Genomic DNA, 18820 nt, shown 5'->3' on the forward strand with positions numbered 1-18820 from the left:
ATGGAACCTATTTACATCGCCGGCATTGCCATGACCGAGTTCGGTCGCCACCTGGAACGCAGTCTCCAGGATCTAGCGCTGGAAGCTTTGCAGGGCGCACTCGCCGACTCCGGCGCCTTGCGCGCTGATATCGGTGCGGTGTTCTACGCCGGCATCACCAACGGTCATCTGCAAGGACAACTGTCGATTCCCGGGCAGGTGCTGTGCAGCAAGATCGGCCTAGAAGGGGTGCCGGTGTACAACGTCGAAAACGCCTGCGCCTCGGGCAGTACAGCGGTTCATCTGGCAGTGCAGAGCTTGCGCTCGGGGGCTACCGACGTGGCCCTGGCGTTGGGCGCGGAGAAAATGAACGTGCCGGACAAGTCGCGGGCACTGGCCCTGTTCGAAACCGGTTGGGACGTTTCCACTGCCGAAGAGAACTACGCGACGCTGGTGAAAATGGGGGAGGGCATCATTGTTCCGCCAGGCTCGGAATCTGATCGTCCGTACAGTAAATTCATGGCCATTTATGCTGCCATGTGTCGCTGGCATATGAAGACCTATGGCACCACTCAACGGCAGATTGCGGCGGTGTGTGCCAAGAACCATCAACACTCGGTGCACAACCCCTATTCGCAATTTCGCAAGACCTTCAGCATCGAAGAAGTTCTGGCGGCGCCTCCAATTACCTATCCGATCACATTGCCCATGTGCGCGCCGCTGTCCGACGGTGCGGCCGCCGCGATCCTTTGCACCGAGGCGGGACTGAAACGCATTGGTGCCGATCCAAAACGTTGTGTGCGAATCGCCGCCAGCGTGATCCGCAGCTTCACCCTGCGCGGGCTCGACGAGCCGCACAAGCACGTCAGCCTGTTGGCGGCGCGTGAAGCCTACGAAATCGCCGGCCTCGGCCCGCAGGACATGCACGTGGCCGAGGTACACGACGCCTCGGCAATGGGGGAAATCATCCAGTCGGAAAATCTCGGACTTGCACCGCTGGGAGAGGGTGGGGTTTGTGCAGAACGGGGCGATTTCACTCTCGGTGGCCGTCTTCCGATCAATACCTCCGGCGGCCTGGAATCCAAAGGTCATCCACTTGGCGCGACGGGGATCGGGCAGTTGTACGAGTTGGTCACCCAATTGCGCGGGGAGGCCGGGCCGCGTCAAGTCCACGGCGCGCGGCATGCCATCCAGGAAAACGGTGGCGGTCTTCAAGGTGTCGAGGAAGCAGCAGTCGCTATTCACATCCTGAGTCGATAGGAGCGCATCACATGTCCATGGCCTATCAAGCACAAGAGTTGGAACGCCATTTTGCAGGCGGACATTTCCGTCGGTTGGGTGGCTGGGTCGAAAGTCCGGTTGATCTGCAGCCAGAGCTCGAAGGCGATGTAAGCGCGGACGTCATCGTGATCGGTGCCGGTTTCGCCGGGCTGTCCACCGCCCTGGAGCTTACGGCGCTGGGAGCGAAGGTCATTATCCTCGAGCAGGAGTTTGCCGGTTTCGGTGCCAGCGGTCGGAATGCCGGTTATCTGGGCGGGAGCATCGGCATTGAGTTCGAGTTGTTCCTGAAACGTGTCGGCAAGGAAAAAGCGCAAAATATCGTCAGGTTCTATGACGAAGCGGTCGCCTACGTCGAAGGTCGGTTGCGCGAACTGGGGATCGACTGCGACTACAACGCCTCGGGCATCATCAGGGCGGGGATCCATCCGTCGCAAGAAAAGAGGCTGCGCAAAAGCATGGCCGTGGGCCACGAATTGGGTTCGCAAACCGAGTTTCTGGATCAGGCACAAATGCGCGCGCGGGGGATTCCACCGGCCTTTCTGTTTGGCTGTCTGCAACGCCACGGCGGTACCCTGGACCCAGGCAAATACGTGATGGGCCTGCGCCGCGCTGCACTCCAGGCGGGGGTGAGGCTGTATGAAAACACCACGCTTGAGTCGTACTCCGACGGGCCGACGATCACCTGCCGGACGCCACGCGGGCGGGCGAGCGCGCCAATAGTGGTGCTGGCCACCAATGCCTATACGCCGCAGCTCGGTCTTTTGCGCGACAAAGTCGTACCGTTTCGGGTTTCGGCGGTCGAAACCGAGCCATTGACACCACAGCAGTTGGCATCGCTGGGCTGGGCAGGGCGGGAAGGGTTGACCACGCCGCACCTGGTGATGGAAAGCCATCGCCTGACCGCACGCAATACGCTGCTGATGACCACCAAACGGCTGGGTTATGCCTACGGCTCGAAAACCCCGAACATTCCCGATGAGGTCACCTACCGAGCGTTGCAAGACAACCTTGGCGTGCGTTTCCCGACGTTACGCGGTATCGGCATTCAAGCGTGCTGGAGTGGTTACGTCAGCATGGCCTACGACGCGTTGCCGGTGGTGGGCGAAACCGGATCCCACCACAACATTCTCTACACCGCGGGTTGCTCCGGACACGGTGTCGCCTCGCAGTCGCTGATCGGCCATCTGCTGGCAGAAAGGATCGGCGGTATCGAGCATCCGCTGCTCGCCGCGCTGCGGCATAAAACTCCGAAAACCCTGCCCGAACCGCTGCAGTGGTGCGCCGTGAATGTGGCGCTGGAGGGGGCACATCTGCTGGACGAATACACCAACCGCAAAGTTGTGCACCCTCATGCCTGACGGTTGAGGCTTATAGAACCAATACGCTGATTTTCCGTGGTGAAGCTGACCTTGGAGTCCTGGGGCCGGCAGGCGTTCGCCTGCAGAAAGACAAACGAATGTTTGCGTTCTCGTCACCACTTTTTTACTGCCGCACCCACGCTCGGCCACGGGCGTTCAATCCAACAATAACGTGATGTGAGGCATCGAACATGAGTACTGACGCCCCTCCCGATCTGAAGCGAAGACAATTACTCAAACTGGCCGGTGCAACCGCCGCCGTAGGATCGATCGGTTTGAACCTTGGCCTGGCCAATGCCGCCGATGCGCTGCAAAAGGACAGTTCCGACGATGTATTTGATGTGGTGATCATCGGTGCCGGCCTGGCTGGTTTGACCGCCGCCCGTGATCTGCATCTGGCAGGCTGTGAGTCGCTGCTGGTGCTTGAAGCGCGTGATCGTGTCGGCGGCCGCACCCTCAATCATGACTTGGGCTCCGGCTACATCTCCGAAGCCGGAGGTCAGTGGATCGGTCCAGGACAAACCGCCGTAGCGGATCTGGCCCGTGAGCTTGAGGTCGGCACCTTTCCCAGTTTCTATGACGGGGAAACCGTGATCCTCGGGGGCGATGGACGTGTCGCTGTCGATTTGAAAGGCACCTTCGGTACCGACGAAAGCGTCTCGGCAAAACTCAGCGAGCTGTCGCGTGATGTGCCGTGCGGTGCGCCATGGAAATCCCCCAGGGTGGCCGAACTGGACAAGCTCTCGGCGGGCGACTGGCTCGCTCAGCAAAACATCAAGCCGGAAGATCGCGCAGGGTGGAATGCCAGCTTCCTCCTGACCTGCGGTGTCACGCCGGCGAAGATGGGCTTCTTGCATTTTCTGTCGATGATCAATTCGGCCGGCAGCGAATACATGCGGCTCGATTCGATCAAGGACAGCGCGCAAGGCACGCGGATCGTCGGCGGTTCACAGGTTCTCAGCAGCAAAATGGCGCAATTGTTGGGCGACAGGGTTCGCTTGTCGTGCCCAGTGCGCAAAATTGCTGACTGGAACCGCGACATCGTCAGACTGCAAACGGATCAGGGCGAGATCCGCGCCCGCCGGGTGATCATGGCGATTCATCCCGCGCTGTGCCAACGCCTGCAATTCGATCCACCGCTGCCCGAAGCTCGCGCCGCCCTGCAGCGGGCCTGGCCAGCGCACTCGCCGGCACGCAAGACCGCAATGGTTTACCCGCGGCCTTTCTGGCGTGACAAGGGCTTGAACGGCCACATCATTCAGGTCGGTGGGCCAGTCATCTGGGCCTGCGACAACTCGCCGCCAAACGGCGAAATCGGCGTGATCAATGCATTCATTCTGAATGCCGCAGCCCCCACCGACCCCGAAGCCGCGAAGCGTGTGCAGACCGAAATCTATGCACGCGCCCTGGGGGACGCAGCGCTTGAGCCGGTTTCCTACCACGATCACGACTGGGCGCATTTCGACCCGTGGACCATCACGTGCGTGTCGCCGATTCCTCCCGGTTTCTGGTCGACACATGGCGAGGCACTGCGTCCGCCGTGCGGCAATCTGTTCTGGTCGGGCACCGAAACCGCTGACATCTGGGCAGGTTACATGGACGGCGCCGTGCGCGCCGGACGCCATAGCGCCTTGCAGGTGCTCAACGCGTTACGTCGGGCATAGGAGGCGGCAATGAAAAAAAACATAGCGCTTGGCGTCATCGCGGTCATCGCGGTGCTGGTGGTGGTTTTCGGCCGTGATCTGCTCGACCTGTATCGGCTGCAGACTTACATCACGACCTCCACGGAGGCCTATCAGGCCGAACGCGGAAACTGGCCACACCTGACCGATGCCTGCACCGGTTGCCATGGCAGCCACGGTAACTTGCTGAACCCGACGTATCCGAGCCTGGCCGGGCAACCCGCCGCGTACCTGTCTGCCCAGTTGCGCAACTTTGCAAGTGGGCAACGGCTCGCTCCCAACATGGGGCCGCTGGCGATGACCCTGAGCCCGGATGAAGTTGATCTGCTGGCGAAGTTCTACGCCCGGCAATCGGTCGTTGCTCATGCGGCTGGCAGCCCTGACGAGGGGCTCAAGGACCAGGGCAAACAACTGGTGCAAACCCGAGGTTGCACCGCCTGTCATGGTGCCCAACTGATGGGCCACGACACCTTCCCGCGCCTTGCTGCACAAGGTCAGGACTACCTTTTGGCCCAGCTCAACGCTTTTGCCAGCAGCGAGCGCATTGAGCCAAGTGGCGCGATGCAAGCCATTGCAGCGGCGCTGTCAGCGCAGGAGCGCCAGGCGATTGCTGCTTACCTGGCTGCACTGGTTCCTCAATCCCGTTAACCCATCAAATTTTCTGTCAGCTGTACCGAGGCTATCGTTATGGAACCGAGAAATATTGTGCTGTGCCTTGCCTGTTTCTTGCTGCTTGCCAATGGTCTGACCTTTGGCATCAGGTTTCTGAAGAAGAGAAACCTGCTACTGGCTCTGGAGTGGTTTGTGGTTGCCTTTTCCGCGACAAACTTCCTGATCTTTTTCCTGACAGGATCGGAGCATGCGTACCTGATTTCATACTTCTGCGACGCGTTCTCCAGAGCCTTCGGGATTCCGATTATTACGGTGCTCGGGCTGATGGCGGTAACGCATGCCTACAAGCCCTCGATGGGCAAGGAGCTCATGATGTTTGCCGGCGCTCTGCTGGGCACACTCGCGTTGATCTCGACCAAGGTTCTGGTCACGCTCCTGCCGTATTTCTACGTGCTGATGTGGGTGATGTTTTCGGTCTACCTGGTGTATTTCGCAGTACGCCTTGCAAATGTCGGAGAGTCGCTACACGCGATCGGTGTGATGATTGGCATGCTCGCCTCACTGACCATTGCGTGCATCTACGATTTCTACAAGATCCCCGGCGACGACAGCAATGTGCTGCTCAACTTCTACGTGCTAGCACTGACGACCTGGGCTTATCTGCTGGTGCACCTGTATTACGCGTATTGCGCGCTGGAGCGCGCGAAGGGCGCAATGGCAGTTCTGCAAACGCGCTGAGGAGGATAGTTGAAGTGCTCGAAGCCGCCGTTTTGGCGGCTTTTTTGCGTAATGCAGGGTAGGGCGGTGGGCATCCTTGCCCGGGCAGGATCAAGGGTTCAGCTTGGCCAGATACTGCGCCACGGCCTTGATGTCCTCATCTGACAGGGTGCCCGCCATGGCATTCATGGCCTGCGTCGGATCGATGCGTTGGCCACGTTTGAAAGCGCTCAGTTGATCGATCAGATAAAGCTGCCCTTGTCCGGCGATACGCGGAGCCTGGGGGCCGCCAGAGAGTTTTTCACCGTGGCAGGCTGCACACCCATTGGCGGCGACCACACGCTGACCGCGCTGGTCCAGCGCATCATCGTTGGCCGGGACTTCAGTCACGCCTGGTCGCTGTTCGGCAAAATAACTGGCCAGGCGCTTGATCTGCTCGTCGGTCAGATTGGCCGCCAGCGGCTGCATCTGGGCACTGTGGCGACGCCCTTCGGCAAACGCGCGCAACTGGTTTTCGATGTATGCCGCAGGCTGCCCTGCAAGCGCTGCGTATTGAGCATCGCGGGGTTGACCGTTGGCGCCATGGCAAAGTGCGCAGGTGTCCTGCAACTGTGGCCACGCACCGCCGTTGGCCTGATATGCAGCGTCGTGCTGATCCACGGCCTGCATGAAACGATAGCCCGCCCACAGTTCCGGCCCGTAAATCGCTATAGATCCAGCCAACGCCGCGCTCACGGTGATGACTCCAAACACCACAGTCCGCTTCATCAGGCGCTCCTCCGTGGTTGAAGCAACGCCTGCAGCGCTTCCATTGCCGCGCGATGTCCGGCGCGGACCGCACCGTCCATTGCCCCGGCCCAGATTTCCGCAGTCTCGGTACCCGACCAGATCAGGCGACCGACCGCCGGCGTCAGGTACTCGCCCCATTGCGTCCAAAAACCGGGGGGCATAGGGGAAATACAACTCAAACTCCACGGGTCGATCTTGCCCCAGTCCAGATCATGAAACTGAATCGGGTGCAGGGCTTGTTCGCCCATGGCGCTGGCGTAAATCGCCGACAGGGTGTCCTGCGCCGTTTTCGGGTCATGGGGTAATTGGCCGGTCCTGACGAAGCCGCTGAGCACACCCAGGCTGCCGTCCGCCGGGGAGTTGTCAAAGGCCCAGATCAGCGGACCTTCCACTGGCACAATCTGCCCGTTGAGGCCTTGGTCGCGCCAGAACGGGCGCTCATAGACGTGCACGGTCTTGCGCATCGGTGCATGGGCCGGCCAATGCCGCTGCAGCTCGGCACGCCCGGACGGCAGGGGCGGATCGAAGAGGATCTGATTGCACAACGCCGGGCTCAGCGCAGCAATTACCTGCCGCGTGCGGATGATGCCCTGATCGGTGTGCAACTCGACGACATCACGATCCCAACCGACAATCTTGCGCACCGGGCACGCCAACCGGACTTTATCTCCCAGCGCCTGAGCCATCTTCAAACTGAGAATTTGCGAGCCGCCAGCCAGGCGAGATTCCTGCGCACCGCCCTGGACCCCTTCGAGCTTTTCAAGGCGGCAGTCCGACGAGTTGATCATCGCCAGGTAATGCAGGAGTCCCATGCCGGCCGGCGTGGTACCGAAGGTGAGGCTCACGGACATGTTGAAGCCGATCTTGTCGACGTTGCTGATGCCTTGACCGGCCAGCCACTGGCCGATCGAAAGTTTGTCCAGCTCAGCCGCGCCCTTGGCTTTCCACGGCGCTTTGCTGGGGACGCCTTCGGCGAGCTTGTTCAGTTTTGCGACGACTTCTGTATTGGAATTCGGCCCGTCGCTGAGATCTTCCTGGATGTTGACCTCGTCCATCAGATACACCGCCTTGCCCTTGTAGTAGGTGGGGAAGGTGGCGACATCGAGCTGTCTGGCCAAGTCGGCGATCGACGTTTGCCCCGGGCCGATCCATTGGCCACCGGCTTCGGAGATCACGCCATTGCCCAGATCATGGTTCAGCGTGCGACCACCGACGCGGTCGCGGGCTTCAAGCACGGCAAAAGACTCGCAGCCAGCGGCCTGGAGGTCTCTGGCGGAGGTTAGCCCGGAAAGCCCTGCGCCAATGATCACCACATCCAGTATCGAGGTATCTACAGGTTCGATTTGCGCCATCGCACGCCCGGTGACACCCAGCCCTCCGGCGAGGGCTGCGCCTCCGATCGCTTGCAATAACAACCGTCGCTGTCGTGATTGCGTCGACAGTTGATCGAGATCCGCACTCATCTTCACCTCCGTTTTCTATTTATAATCACAGATGTTATGTGAATATATGACGGATCAGGAATTCAGCAAAGTGAAATCGGCGCGATGTCGGTTAACCGTGGGTATGAGCGTAACGCGGGCGTGACCAAGCAGGGTTCGCTGCGCAAATGAAGCGAACCTTGTTGATGCTGGAGGGCAGGGTTTAGCGAGCGGGGCTGATCAGCGTGATGACCGCATCCATCAAGGCCTTGCTGCGTTTGGCTTCAAATCGCTCTGGCTCGATTGGCAGCATCATCATCCAGCCGTCACTCAGCGCGCTGAGCTGATCGGCAAGCAGATCGGCAGCAATGTCCTTGCGGATGATGCCTTGGCTTTGTCCCTTGCGCAGAATGCTGGCGAGATCCTCGCGGAAGCGCGAATAACGTTTCTGGATCACGTCGGCAAATACCGGTTCGTGCCGGGCGTGGGCAAGCATTTGAAACAAGGCCAGCCAGCGCGCCGAGTCGTTGGCTTGAGTCAGGTTCAACCACTGCTCGATCATTGCCCTGACATCGACTTTTTCCTGACCGGCATCCAGCAAATGGTCGAACTCGTCGAACAGACTCTGCGCCGCCGCCGTGATCATTTCTTCTTTGTTGGCAAAGTAATAGGTCACGGCCCCCGTGGTGCACCCGGCATGACTGGCGACCTTGCGCAGAGACGTCCCGGCATAACCTTCCTGGGCAATGACTTCGATGGCTGCGGTCAACAGTTCACCACGTTTTTCCAGACGATTACCTACTGGACGACCGCGACGTGGAGCGGGCGCGGAATCACTGTCAATGGAGTGCTGACTATCCGTGGAAGGCGCTTGAGCATCATGCATGAGAGAAAGTGATTCCGTTGGTTGAAGGCGTTGAGTCGACAGTGGCTGCGAACGCCATTTTGGCTTGGCACGTCGCGATCATGCAATCGTTCAGATTCGACCGCTGCCAATCACCGCGACGGCCCGGACTTCCACGCGCAAGCCCGGCATTGCCAGTTGGGAAATGCCGACAGCGGTCCAGGCTGGATAACGTTCAGGGAAATATTCGTCCTTTACTTGTCCAAAGGCGTGCACTTCGGCCTGCAGATCAGTATGAAACGTCATCAGCTCGACCACGTCGACCAGGCTTGCGCCCGCAGCTTCGAGAATGGTCCGCAAGGATTGAAACGCCAGATGGGATTGAGCCTGGATACCCTCGGCTGGAACCATGGCCTCGTCGATACCGACCTGGCCGGACACCCAGATCATGTTGCCGACGCGTGTGGCCTGGGAAAAGTGGAAGTTGTCGTAGATCGCCTGGGTGTGACCAGGGTTGAAGGACTGACGCTGCAGGTCTTGAGTGCTCATGGCGGTGCTCCTCTTATATTAATTGGCGGAATGTTGGGTGGCGGAAGGCGTCTCCCGCTTTCAGCGTCGACAGCTCTTCAGTGAACAGCACGCCTTGCTGCGGATAACCGCCGGCGCTGTGTTCTGGCAAGGGATGGAAGGTGGCGTCGTCGCCAAAGAAACGGAAAACGAAGGTGTGACGGTCCGGGAAGGCTTCATCCACCGGAGCGCCGCCATGCAGCGAACCCGGATGCAGCAGGAGGATATCGCCAGGCTCGGTGGCCCACGAAATGATCTCGAATGCCTCAGGATCGTTTTGCCGCAAAGCCTCGATGTCCGGCAGGCGTGGCAATGCATCGCCGCCATGCAGCGGTTGAGTCGGATCATTCGGATCGCGAAACGTGGTGCCGTCGTAGCGTGGTCCTTTGTGCGAACCTCGAACGACTTCCAAAGCGTTTTTCTTCGGCACTGATTCAAAGCTGATCCAGGCATTCGCCCAGTGGTTTCCGGCCCAAGGCAGATAAGACGTGTCCTGATGCCAAAGCGTGCGAGAACCGCGTCCACCTGCTTTGAGAAACACTTCTTCGGCGAAGTACCACACATTCTCCGAACCCCAGAGCTCGGCAAATAGCTCGCCAAAGGGTAGGGAAGCCACCAGTTCTTCGAGACGGGCCTTTGCAACGGGATTGGCGTTGTCGACGTGCGACTGTTGCTCCGTTCCGTCGAACATTCGAGTCGCATGAGGGCCATGATTCTCAACAGCCCAGTCGTAGGCTGCACGGCACTCGGCCAATTGATCTTTGCTCAGAAAACCTTTGATCAGGACGGCCCCGTCTTCCAGGAACGCCTTTCGCACAGAGAGTTGCATGAGAGCTTTCTCCTCGAAAATGCCACTTGGCGATTTCGATGCTAGCAGGCGATAAGATTAAACACAACAGTCGTTATCTTAATAATGTTATCATCAATGGAGGCCTAAGCAGATGCTCTGCGGCGGGGCCCCGGTGATCACTCGCTGATGATCGGTCGCTCAACCGCACCGTGGGTCTGAGGCTGCACACACTTAATCAAGGTCCTAATGCTGAGCTTTTATGGAAAACCCAGGTCTCGTTAAAACACTGCTAGTTGAGGACGATCAGAGGCTGGCGAAACTCATCACTAAATTCCTGGCCCGGCATGGTTTTGCGGTGCAAGTGGTTCGCCGGGGTGACCAGGCATTGGCGGCCATCGCTGAACTCAAGCCACAAATCGTCGTACTTGAGCTCCTGCTGCCAGATCAGAACGGACTGCACCTGTGCCGTCGGATTCGTGATGGTTTCGATATCCCCATCATCATCTTGACTGCCAAGGGAGATGACAGGGATCAGGTTCTCGGCCTGGAATCCGGTGCCGACGACTATGTAGTCAAACCTGTCAAACCATCGGTATTCCTGGCTCGGTTGCGCGCTTTACTGCGACGCCATATCCCCACGAAGCAACCGACAGCGCTCGACATCCTCGAATTCGGTCAGCTGTCGATCGATCGCAGTGGCCGGGTAGTGAGCCTGGCCGATCAGAGAATCGATCTGACAACCATGGAGTTCGAACTACTGTCCTTGCTGGCCAGTGCGGCGGGCACACTTTTTTCTCGCGACGAAATCCTCAACCGTATCCGCGGTATTCCTTTCGACGGGATCAACCGCAGCGTCGATGTTCACATCAGTAAATTGCGCGGAAAGCTCAATGACAACCCTCGAAATCCAGAGCTCATCAAGACGATCTGGGGCAGGGGCTACCTTTTTAATCCGTTTGCTTGGGAGGCATAGATAAGTATGAAAAAGGACGTGCTGATAACAGGAGAGCCAGTTAAAACATACTTATTAAAAAATATCACACTGACTGCCAGTGATACCGCGACGTTCTCGTGCACGGTAAAAAAATTCACACGAAATAGAAACGCGGATGTATAAAATGCAGGAGGGCCGCTCTATATGTTAGGGGCAGACTGGGAATCCCGAGCCCCCGCGCTAATCTTCCCGGAAAAACGGGCGTGAGCAGCCGCGAATGGAAGCTTGATCTTCATCTGTACTCGCCCCACGGTCGAGTTACTTAATGCCGTGAAAGTTATGCCTGAAAACGCAGTTCTAATCCGGACTGAGGAGCGTAAGCGATCATTGAAAGCTCATGCGCAACGGGAAAGTTAAGCATTAATGATGTACACGGATAGTTATGTTTTAGGCAGAGAGGAAGCATGCCTCAGCTTTAATAGAAACTAACTCGACTAAATGACCGTTTAGTCGAGTTATTACAGAATGTATTGAAAATCAATGGAGCAGGCCATGAATCCGAGTCAGATCAGTGCGTCGAACCTGATTGCATCACTGGACCTTGAACCTCATGTTGAGGGCGGCTATTTCCGCAGGACATACCAGGCTGATCACCGGGACATGCTTGAAACCACGAGCGGCTCACGCTTTCTGATGACGTCGATTTACTACCTGCTGACCGAAGATTCACCGGTCGGCCAGTTTCATTTCAACCATTCGGACATCCTGCATTATTTCCATCTGGGCGATGCCATTGAGTACAGCTTGATCCTTGAAGACGGTTCACTGCAGACGTTGGTGATGGGCAGCGATGTTCTAGCCGGACAACATTTGCAATTGCACGTACCGGGCGGAATCTGGAAAGCCTCCAGATTGCTGAATGGTTCGAACGGATTTGGTTTGATCAGCGAAGCGGTTTCACCAGGATTCGATTTCGCGGATATGGAAATGGGGAACCGGCAGAAACTCACAGCGCGGTATCCGCAGCATCGAGCGCTGATTGAAAAGCTGACGCGTGCCGAGGATTGAGAGCGGCACATTTTAAATAGAGGGATCTACAGCCAACAAAGATCAGGTCGTTTGAAAGCGATGCTGGAGATCGAAATGGCGTGCGCAACCGGGCTGGCTCCGTAATACTTTGTTACGTGTAATGTATATTATGTTAAATGGTGTTTCTGACCGGAACTTCCTCGGTTCACCTTTGACGCCAGGACGCCCTGACTCCCTGGTGATATGCAGGTTGAAACCAAACCGTCGTTTGGCTCTTTGGGCTGGATGCGGCCGTTTCAGGGTCAGGTCGGTGGGAATGATCAACGTGTACAACACCGCAAGCACCAGGCCGAACGCGAGGACAAAGACACTCAACGCCGCGAACAACGGCAGGCAATGTAAACGGCTACGAAACCCAACAGCAAAACCCGCCAGCAGTCCGCAAAGAATCGACGCAGCCGGGAAACCGACCCACGGCGATGTCAGCCGTTTGGCATATTGCGTCAGTTCGGCCATGTTGTTCATCTGCATCGCGCCATCGCCCACCAGGGCGATCATCCATGTTTAACCTCATCTTTTCATTGCGTATGACATCCAGGCGCCGGCATCAACGGCACGCACGGTAGATGTAAAGGTCTGGATCGCCCGGCAGACGGCGAAGTTTCGATTAATTGCGGATCACGACGGAGAGGCAAGACAGGGTTATATGGCGCTCTTCATTGTGAGGAGGCACGCGCCCACCACCGCCAGTCACTTCCCCCGCCTTTCATTATGAACTTACGCTCTCTGTGTGCCCTCTCCCACTTACATTCAGTGAAAGTCAGAGGTAGGACGCCATGAGAGCACTTACGTATCACGGCGCGCACAGCGTCAAAGTCGACAACGTTGCGGATCCAGTCATCCAGGACAGCGATGACATCATTCTTCGAGTGACGGCAACCGCGATTTGCGGATCTGACCTTCACCTTTATCGAGGAAAGATTCCAACCGTCGAGCATGGCGATATTTTCGGTCATGAGTTCATGGGGATCGTCGAGGAGGCAGGTTCAGCGGTCACCGCCGTGCAGCCGGGCGACCGGGTTGTCATTCCCTTCGTCATTGCCTGCGGCAGCTGTTTCTTCTGCGCAATGGATCTGTTCGCGGCCTGCGAAACTACAAATACCGGGCGTGGAGCGATCTTGAATAAAAAGGCGATACCCCCGGGAGCCGCGCTGTTCGGATTCAGCCATATGTACGGCGGAGTGCCTGGCGGGCAGGCCGAATATGTGCGTGTACCGAAAGCCAACACCGGGCCGTTCAAAGTGCCAGGGACACTGCCGGATGAGAAAGTTCTTTTCCTCTCCGACATCCTCCCGACTGCGTATCAGGCTGTAACGAACGCGGGGATTGGCAACGGCTCCAGCATCGCCATTTATGGTGCGGGCCCTGTCGGTTTATTAAGTGCAGCCTGCGCGAGAATGCTCGGGGCCGACCAGATTTTCATGGTCGATCACCATCCTTACCGCTTGGCTTACGCGCAGAAAACATACGGCGTAATTCCCATCAACTTCGATGAAGACGACGACCCTGCAGATACGATCATTCGGCAAACCAAAGGAATGCGGGGAGTCGACGGCGTCGTGGACGCGGTCGGGTTTGAAGCAAAAGGCAGTACGACGGAAACGGTTCTAGCGACACTCAAGCTCGAGGGAAGTAGCGGCAAAGCTCTGCGCCAGTGTATTGCAGCTGTCAGACGTGGTGGCATTGTGAGTGTCCCTGGAGTCTATTCTGGATTCATACATGGATTCCTTTTCGGGGACGCGTTTGATAAGGGTCTGACTTTCAAAATGGGTCAAACCCACGTGCATCGCTTCCTGCCGGCGTTGCTCCATCACATCGAGGCAGGCCGCCTCTCACCGGAGGTCATCATCAGCCATCGTATGTCGCTGGAACAGGCTCCGGAGGGCTATAAAATTTTTGATAAAAAGGAAGAGGATTGCCGCAAGGTCATTCTGACGCCGGGCGATAGCGATGTGGCTCTACCGGAACACGATGTCAACACCACGGCGTTGGCCACGTAAATGTGTGAATAAAAGAAAGGACGTGAAATATCAAAAGATTGTGAGTCATCGGTGGGTCTTTGATTCGGGCCAGGGACCGATCGGCCGGGACGAAATTTTCCCCGTCCCGACCTGTTTGTCGCCGTTATATCTGACCACCGTTGCGCGCAGCGACGGCAACGGTGGTCGGTGAATCGGAAAGTGGAACAAAGCGTCGAGTGGCTCCATCCAGCGCATCGATGCAACCCGCCTCGATGTCATAGACCCAGCCATGCAAATTCAAACGTCCTTGCTCAAGCGCAAGCGCCACCGATGGATGAGTCCGCAGGTTTGCCAGTTGTGCGATCACGTTTTCACGAACGAGGCCATCGAGCTTGTCGCGTGGCGTATCGAACTCATGCGCCGCGTTGATCGCTTTCGCGGCGTCCGAGTGACGAAGCCAGTTGGCAACTGCCGGAAGATGATCCAGACACGTGCAGCGTGAAATCGCGCCCATCGCTCCGCAATCCGAGTGGCCGCAGATCACAATGTCCCGTACGCCGAGCACTGCAACCGCATATTCGACGGTGGCCGAAACACCACCGGGTTCAGGGCCATACGATGGCACAATGTTGCCGGCGTTGCGGATCACGAACAGCTCACCCGGCTCACGCTGTGTGAGCAGTTCAGGCACTACACGACTATCCGAGCACGTGACAAACAGCGCCTTTGGGTTTTGCTCTGTCGCGAGCTGCCTGAAAAGCTCGACACGTTGTGGATACACCTCGCGCTGAAACCGCAGAAAGCCATCAATAATGTCACGCATAAAGTCCTCCAAAGCCTGATTGCGGATGCTGAGACGAGCACTCGATGCCTTCGCGCCTCACTGGGTCGTGATTATCGCAGACGTTGCAGGCGAGTGCGCGACCTCACACCGCTCAAGCTTCGTTTCAAAACCTGTTAGGACCAAAACCCCCTGTGCGGTTCAGCCGCCTCTCCCTCCAGCATCGGCCCCAAGACGCTGACCTTGCGCTGCCCCTTGGCGAACACCTCGCGGCACGGCAGCGAGAACGTCGGATTTTCCGGATGGTCCCCCGTCAACCCCAGCAAGGCATGCTCCGACAAGGCATAGACCACACGCCCGATCCCCGTCCAATACACCGCGCCGGCGCACATGCAGCATGGCTCGGCGCTGGTGTACAGCGTGCACAGTTCCAATTCCTGCGGCGACAGCAGTTTTGCCGCTGCCGCCGCTGCCACCAACTCGGCGTGCTGCGTTGGATCACCTTCCGGGGGCATCGAGTTGTTCCCCGCTTCGACAATCACCTTGCCGTTGCGGTCGGCCACCAATGCCGCGAACGGATGGCGACCGCGTTGCTTCGATGCCTCGGACAAGGCAATGGTCTGGCGCAGTAACGTCAGATCAAGCGCGCTGACGCCGGCCGGGATGAGTTGAGCAAATTGATTCATGGGTAACTCCTGGGCAGTGGAATACAAAAGTCAGTCGGCCAGTTCAGCCGATGTAGCGCCGATGGTTTCGGTCGATTTTTTTTCATCGTTGAGCAGAACGTTGAGGACGATGGCGGTGATCGCTCCGAGGAAAATCCCGCTGTCGAGCACCAGTTTCAGGGTCGGGCCGACGTGTTCGAACAGCGTCGGAAAGGACATCGGCAGCACCCCGACACTCACTGACACGGCGACGATAATGCCGTTGCGCGTGCCCTCGAATTGCACCCGTGACAGTTCCTGAATCCCCGCCACCGTGGTCATGCCGAACATCACAATCGCGCAGCCACCGAGCACCGGCGTCGGCACTGCGGCGATCAACGCGCCGAGTTTCGGGAACAGGCCCATCAGCACCATGATTGCCCCGGCAGCGGCCACAACGAAGCGGCTTTTAACGTTGGAGAGCGCAATCAAGCCGGTGTTCTGAGTAAAGGCGTTGTAAGGAAAGCTGTTGAACAAGCCACCGAGCATGGTCGACAAGCCATCGGCGCGGAATGCGTTGCCGAGGGTCTGTTGCGTGGTCGGTTTGCCGGTCAATTTGCCGATCGCCAGACAGTTGCCGGTGGTCTCGGCCATGATGACCAGCATCGCCAGGGTCATGATCAGAATCGGCACCGGCGCGAATTCCGGCGCGCCGAATGCCATCGGCGCACTTAGCTCAAACCACGCCGCTTCGCTGACCCGATTGAAGTGAGTCATGCCGCAAACCGCTGCGATCAGGCTGCCGACAAACAGGCCAATCAGTACGCTGAGGTTGCCGATGAAGCCCTTGAATCTGGCGTAGATCACCAGGGTCACACTGACCGTGGCCAAACCCAGCAACAGGTTGGCGGGATTGCCAAAATCTGCCGAATCGGGATTGCCACCGCCCAGCCAGATCGCCGCTGCCGGCATCAGCGAGATGCCGATAATGGTGATCAGACTGCCAATCACCACCGGCGGAAAAAACCGCAGCAAGCGGCTGAACACCGGTGCCAGCGCAACGGTGATAAAACCCGCCGCGATCACCGCACCGAAAATCTGGCTGAGACCGAACTCCCTGCCGATCATGATCATCGGCGCCAAGGCAATGAACGAGCAGCCCTGAATCAGCGGCAGGCGGGCGCCGAACTTCCAGAAACCGAGGGTTTGAATCAGCGTCGCCACACCAGAGGTCAACAGGTTGGCGTTGATCAGCAACACGACTTGCGCCGAGGTCAGCCCCATCTCGCTGCCAAGAATCAGCGGCACCGCCACCGCTCCCGCGTACATCACCAGAACATGCTGCAAGCCAAACGTGAACAACTGGCGCAGTGGCAAAACCTCGTCCACCGGATGAATGCGTTGTGTGGTCATTTCACACGCTCCTGAAGGTGCGGCATCTGTTGAGATTGCGGGCATGCCCAAGGCGTTTGAAAGGTGCATCCGCCCCGGAGATCGTTTGAAGCGGGGCCATATTTGAACGTTTATTGCGATGAAACAAATTAGCAACCATCGCTTTTTCCGATGGCACGGATCTGGCATCCGTTAGCCGCTCCAAACCTTCATTTTCGAACCGGGAGTTCAATGCTTGCGCTTCTCACTCGATCAACTGTTGATGTTCGTCCAAGTGGTCAAAAGCGGATCGTTTTCCGCCGCCGGGCGCAAACTGGGCAAGACCCAATCGACCATCAGCGCAGCGATTGCCAACCTCGAAACCGACCTTGGCGTCGACCTGTTCGACCGCAGCAACCGCAGCCCTGCCCTCACCGCCAGCGGCCACAAATTGCTGGTGCAGGCCGAAGCCGTGCTTGAACGCTGCATGACCTTCGAAGCCCACGCCGATTGTCTGTCGGAAAACGTAGAGCCCAGCCTGACACTGGCCATTGAAACGCCGTACGGCGCGATCATGCCGGTGCTCAAAGCCTTCGAAGCAGCCTTCCCCTTTGTCGACCTGATCATTCGTCATCCGGTCCATGGCGACGTCAGTGAACTGGTCAGCAGCGGCGAAGCGGTGCTCGGTGTGGCGTTCTCACAGCCCGGCTACCCCAAGGAGCTGGCGTTCCAGCAGCTGGGCAAACTGATCATGCTGCACGTCTGCCATCCCCGGCACCCATTGGCGCAACTCGATAACGTCACGTTCGAGGATCTGCACGTCCATCGCCGCCTGGCCTTCAGCGCCCACGCGAGCAAACTGCCGAGCAGCGAATACCTGCGTTCGACCCAGCTGTGGCAGGCGGAAAGTTATCTGGCGTTATTGGAAATGGTCCGCGCCGGACTCGGCTGGGCCACCCTGCCCCGCCAGCTCATTCAGCGTGAACTGGCCAAGGGTGAGCTGGTGGAACTGCAGCTCTCGGCGTATCCGCATACGGACTGGCAGATTGGTGTGGATTTGCTCTGGGCGCGGCAGCGGCCGCTGGGTAAGGCGGAGCGATGGCTGAAGGAGAAGTTGCAGGGCAACAAGGTGTATGAACTGGATCGCAACGGGCAGACCACCACGCTTTGAGGTCAATGCAGATGGAACAAGTCGCCTTACGCCTGCCCGAAGCTTTACCAATCCCCTCCTTCAGATTTGCGATAAACCACCATCGACCATCAGCTCCACGCCGTTCACGTATCTGGCGTCGTCCGAGGCGAGAAACAGTGCCGCGCTGGCTATTTCTTCTGGTTGTGCCATATAGCCCAGAGGCGTGATTTGCTCGACGTGCTGGCGCAGCGCGGCGATGTCGCTCTCGCTCATTTTCAGCCCGTTGTCCATCAGCGGTGTGCGGGTGAAGCCAGGGCTCAACACGTTTGCGCGGATTTTGCGGTCCTTGAGCTCATTGGCCCACGTGCGTGCAAACGATCGGACCGCCGCCTTCGACGCGTTGTACAGACTCAATCCTTCCATGCCGTTGCTGGAGCAGATTGAGGCAGTCAAGACGATGGACGAAGCGTCTTTCATCAACGGAAGAAGCGTTTGAACGCTGAAGAAAACGCCTTTCACGTTCACGTCGAACATGGCGTAGTAAGCAGCCTCGCTGGTCACTCCGAGCGGATTTTTCTCACAGATCCCGGCATTTGCGAACACTGCGTCCAGCCGATCGTCGCGCGTTTGGATTGTCGCTTTGAGCGCGTCGAGATCAGCCTGACGCGAGACATCGGAAACCACCGCGACAGCTTTGTCGCCGAGTCTGGCAACTGCCGCCTCCAGCCTGTCCGCTGCCCGTCCAGTGATGTAAACGCGTTCGGCGCCCTCGGCGATCAAGGCTTGCGCGATGGAAAACCCGATCCCTGTGGAACCGCCGGTCACGACGGCAACCTGATCACTGAATTTACCTGACATGTCTGACTCC

19 protein-coding genes are annotated in these 18820 nt (G+C 58.1%); 9 read left to right on the plus strand and 10 right to left on the minus strand.

All coding sequences use genetic code 11. The features are described 5' to 3' along the window. The 5 genes from CAF80_RS06805 (at position 1) to CAF80_RS06825 (ending at position 5650) form a co-directional block, all read left to right on the plus strand. Positions 1-1239: a thiolase family protein gene (locus CAF80_RS06805; protein WP_011334157.1), complete on the plus strand. Its 1239-nt coding sequence runs from the start codon at positions 1-3 to the stop codon at positions 1237-1239. Positions 1240-1250: 11 nt separating this feature from the next. Then, complete coding sequence (locus tag CAF80_RS06810) at positions 1251-2618, plus strand: FAD-binding oxidoreductase (protein WP_085667030.1); 1368 nt, start codon at positions 1251-1253, stop codon at positions 2616-2618. A gap of 191 nt (positions 2619-2809) precedes the next feature. Next, on the plus strand, positions 2810-4282 hold the full coding sequence (locus CAF80_RS06815) for an FAD-dependent oxidoreductase (protein ID WP_085667031.1): 1473 nt from the start codon (positions 2810-2812) through the stop codon (positions 4280-4282). A gap of 9 nt (positions 4283-4291) precedes the next feature. Then, positions 4292-4948 (plus strand): c-type cytochrome, encoded by a 657-nt coding sequence (locus CAF80_RS06820; RefSeq protein WP_085667032.1) that lies wholly within the window; start codon positions 4292-4294, stop codon positions 4946-4948. Between the two features lie 39 nt (positions 4949-4987). After that, the gene (locus CAF80_RS06825) at positions 4988-5650 is read left to right on the plus strand and encodes a hypothetical protein (protein WP_011334153.1); all 663 of its coding nucleotides are present in this window, start codon (positions 4988-4990) and stop codon (positions 5648-5650) included. A 90-nt stretch (positions 5651-5740) separates the two neighbouring features. Here the strand turns inward: CAF80_RS06825 and CAF80_RS06830 are convergent, their stop codons facing one another. The 5 genes from CAF80_RS06830 to CAF80_RS06850 form a co-directional block, all read right to left on the minus strand. Further along, positions 5741-6397 carry a c-type cytochrome gene (locus tag CAF80_RS06830; protein WP_085667033.1) on the minus strand — a complete coding sequence of 219 codons (657 nt, stop codon included), beginning with the start codon at positions 6395-6397 and terminating at the stop codon, positions 5741-5743. Next, positions 6397-7881 (minus strand): FAD-dependent oxidoreductase, encoded by a 1485-nt coding sequence (locus CAF80_RS06835; RefSeq protein WP_085667034.1) that lies wholly within the window; start codon positions 7879-7881, stop codon positions 6397-6399. The genes CAF80_RS06830 and CAF80_RS06835 overlap by 1 nt, the downstream gene beginning before the upstream one ends. Before the next feature lie 181 nt (positions 7882-8062). Then, a complete protein-coding gene (locus CAF80_RS06840) occupies positions 8063-8725 on the minus strand; it encodes a TetR/AcrR family transcriptional regulator (RefSeq protein WP_011334150.1) in 663 nt (220 codons plus the stop codon). Positions 8726-8815: 90 nt separating this feature from the next. Beyond that, positions 8816-9232 (minus strand): RidA family protein, encoded by a 417-nt coding sequence (locus CAF80_RS06845; RefSeq protein ID WP_074690588.1) that lies wholly within the window; start codon positions 9230-9232, stop codon positions 8816-8818. Positions 9233-9245: 13 nt separating this feature from the next. After that, on the minus strand, positions 9246-10079 hold the full coding sequence (locus CAF80_RS06850; RefSeq protein WP_085667035.1) for a phytanoyl-CoA dioxygenase family protein: 834 nt from the start codon (positions 10077-10079) through the stop codon (positions 9246-9248). A gap of 220 nt (positions 10080-10299) precedes the next feature. Between CAF80_RS06850 and CAF80_RS06855 the strand changes: the two genes are divergently transcribed. Both CAF80_RS06855 and CAF80_RS06860 read left to right on the plus strand, forming a co-directional pair. Continuing rightward, positions 10300-11013: a winged helix-turn-helix domain-containing protein gene (locus CAF80_RS06855; protein WP_011334147.1), complete on the plus strand. Its 714-nt coding sequence runs from the start codon at positions 10300-10302 to the stop codon at positions 11011-11013. Between the two features lie 513 nt (positions 11014-11526). Then, positions 11527-12042: a cupin domain-containing protein gene (locus CAF80_RS06860; RefSeq protein ID WP_039768470.1), complete on the plus strand. Its 516-nt coding sequence runs from the start codon at positions 11527-11529 to the stop codon at positions 12040-12042. 42 nt (positions 12043-12084) lie between these two features. Here the strand turns inward: CAF80_RS06860 and CAF80_RS28510 are convergent, their stop codons facing one another. Continuing rightward, on the minus strand, positions 12085-12561 hold the full coding sequence (locus CAF80_RS28510) for a hypothetical protein (protein WP_139184871.1): 477 nt from the start codon (positions 12559-12561) through the stop codon (positions 12085-12087). A 278-nt stretch (positions 12562-12839) separates the two neighbouring features. On the opposite strand from CAF80_RS28510, the gene CAF80_RS06865 reads away from it, so the two are divergent. Further along, entirely contained in the window at positions 12840-14063 is a 1224-nt protein-coding gene (locus tag CAF80_RS06865) for a zinc-dependent alcohol dehydrogenase (RefSeq protein WP_074690590.1), read from the plus strand. Positions 14064-14187: 124 nt separating this feature from the next. On the opposite strand, the gene CAF80_RS06870 is transcribed toward CAF80_RS06865, so the two are convergent. The 3 genes from CAF80_RS06870 to CAF80_RS06880 form a co-directional block, all read right to left on the minus strand. Next, positions 14188-14847 carry a carbonic anhydrase gene (locus CAF80_RS06870; RefSeq protein ID WP_011334144.1) on the minus strand — a complete coding sequence of 220 codons (660 nt, stop codon included), beginning with the start codon at positions 14845-14847 and terminating at the stop codon, positions 14188-14190. Positions 14848-14981: 134 nt separating this feature from the next. Beyond that, positions 14982-15491, minus strand: a complete 510-nt coding sequence (locus CAF80_RS06875; protein ID WP_039768393.1) for a nucleoside deaminase — start codon at positions 15489-15491, stop codon at positions 14982-14984. 30 nt (positions 15492-15521) lie between these two features. Continuing rightward, positions 15522-16862 carry a nucleobase:cation symporter-2 family protein gene (locus CAF80_RS06880; protein WP_074690591.1) on the minus strand — a complete coding sequence of 447 codons (1341 nt, stop codon included), beginning with the start codon at positions 16860-16862 and terminating at the stop codon, positions 15522-15524. A 214-nt stretch (positions 16863-17076) separates the two neighbouring features. Between CAF80_RS06880 and CAF80_RS06885 the strand changes: the two genes are divergently transcribed. Continuing rightward, entirely contained in the window at positions 17077-17991 is a 915-nt protein-coding gene (locus tag CAF80_RS06885; RefSeq protein ID WP_085667036.1) for a LysR family transcriptional regulator, read from the plus strand. A gap of 60 nt (positions 17992-18051) precedes the next feature. Here the strand turns inward: CAF80_RS06885 and CAF80_RS06890 are convergent, their stop codons facing one another. Next, positions 18052-18810, minus strand: coding sequence for an SDR family NAD(P)-dependent oxidoreductase (locus tag CAF80_RS06890; protein ID WP_039768390.1), 759 nt, complete (start codon positions 18808-18810; stop codon positions 18052-18054). Positions 18811-18820 lie beyond the last annotated feature (10 nt).

Source organism: Pseudomonas sp. B34(2017) (genome assembly GCF_002112915.1).
Classification (GTDB): domain Bacteria; phylum Pseudomonadota; class Gammaproteobacteria; order Pseudomonadales; family Pseudomonadaceae; genus Aquipseudomonas; species Aquipseudomonas pharyngis.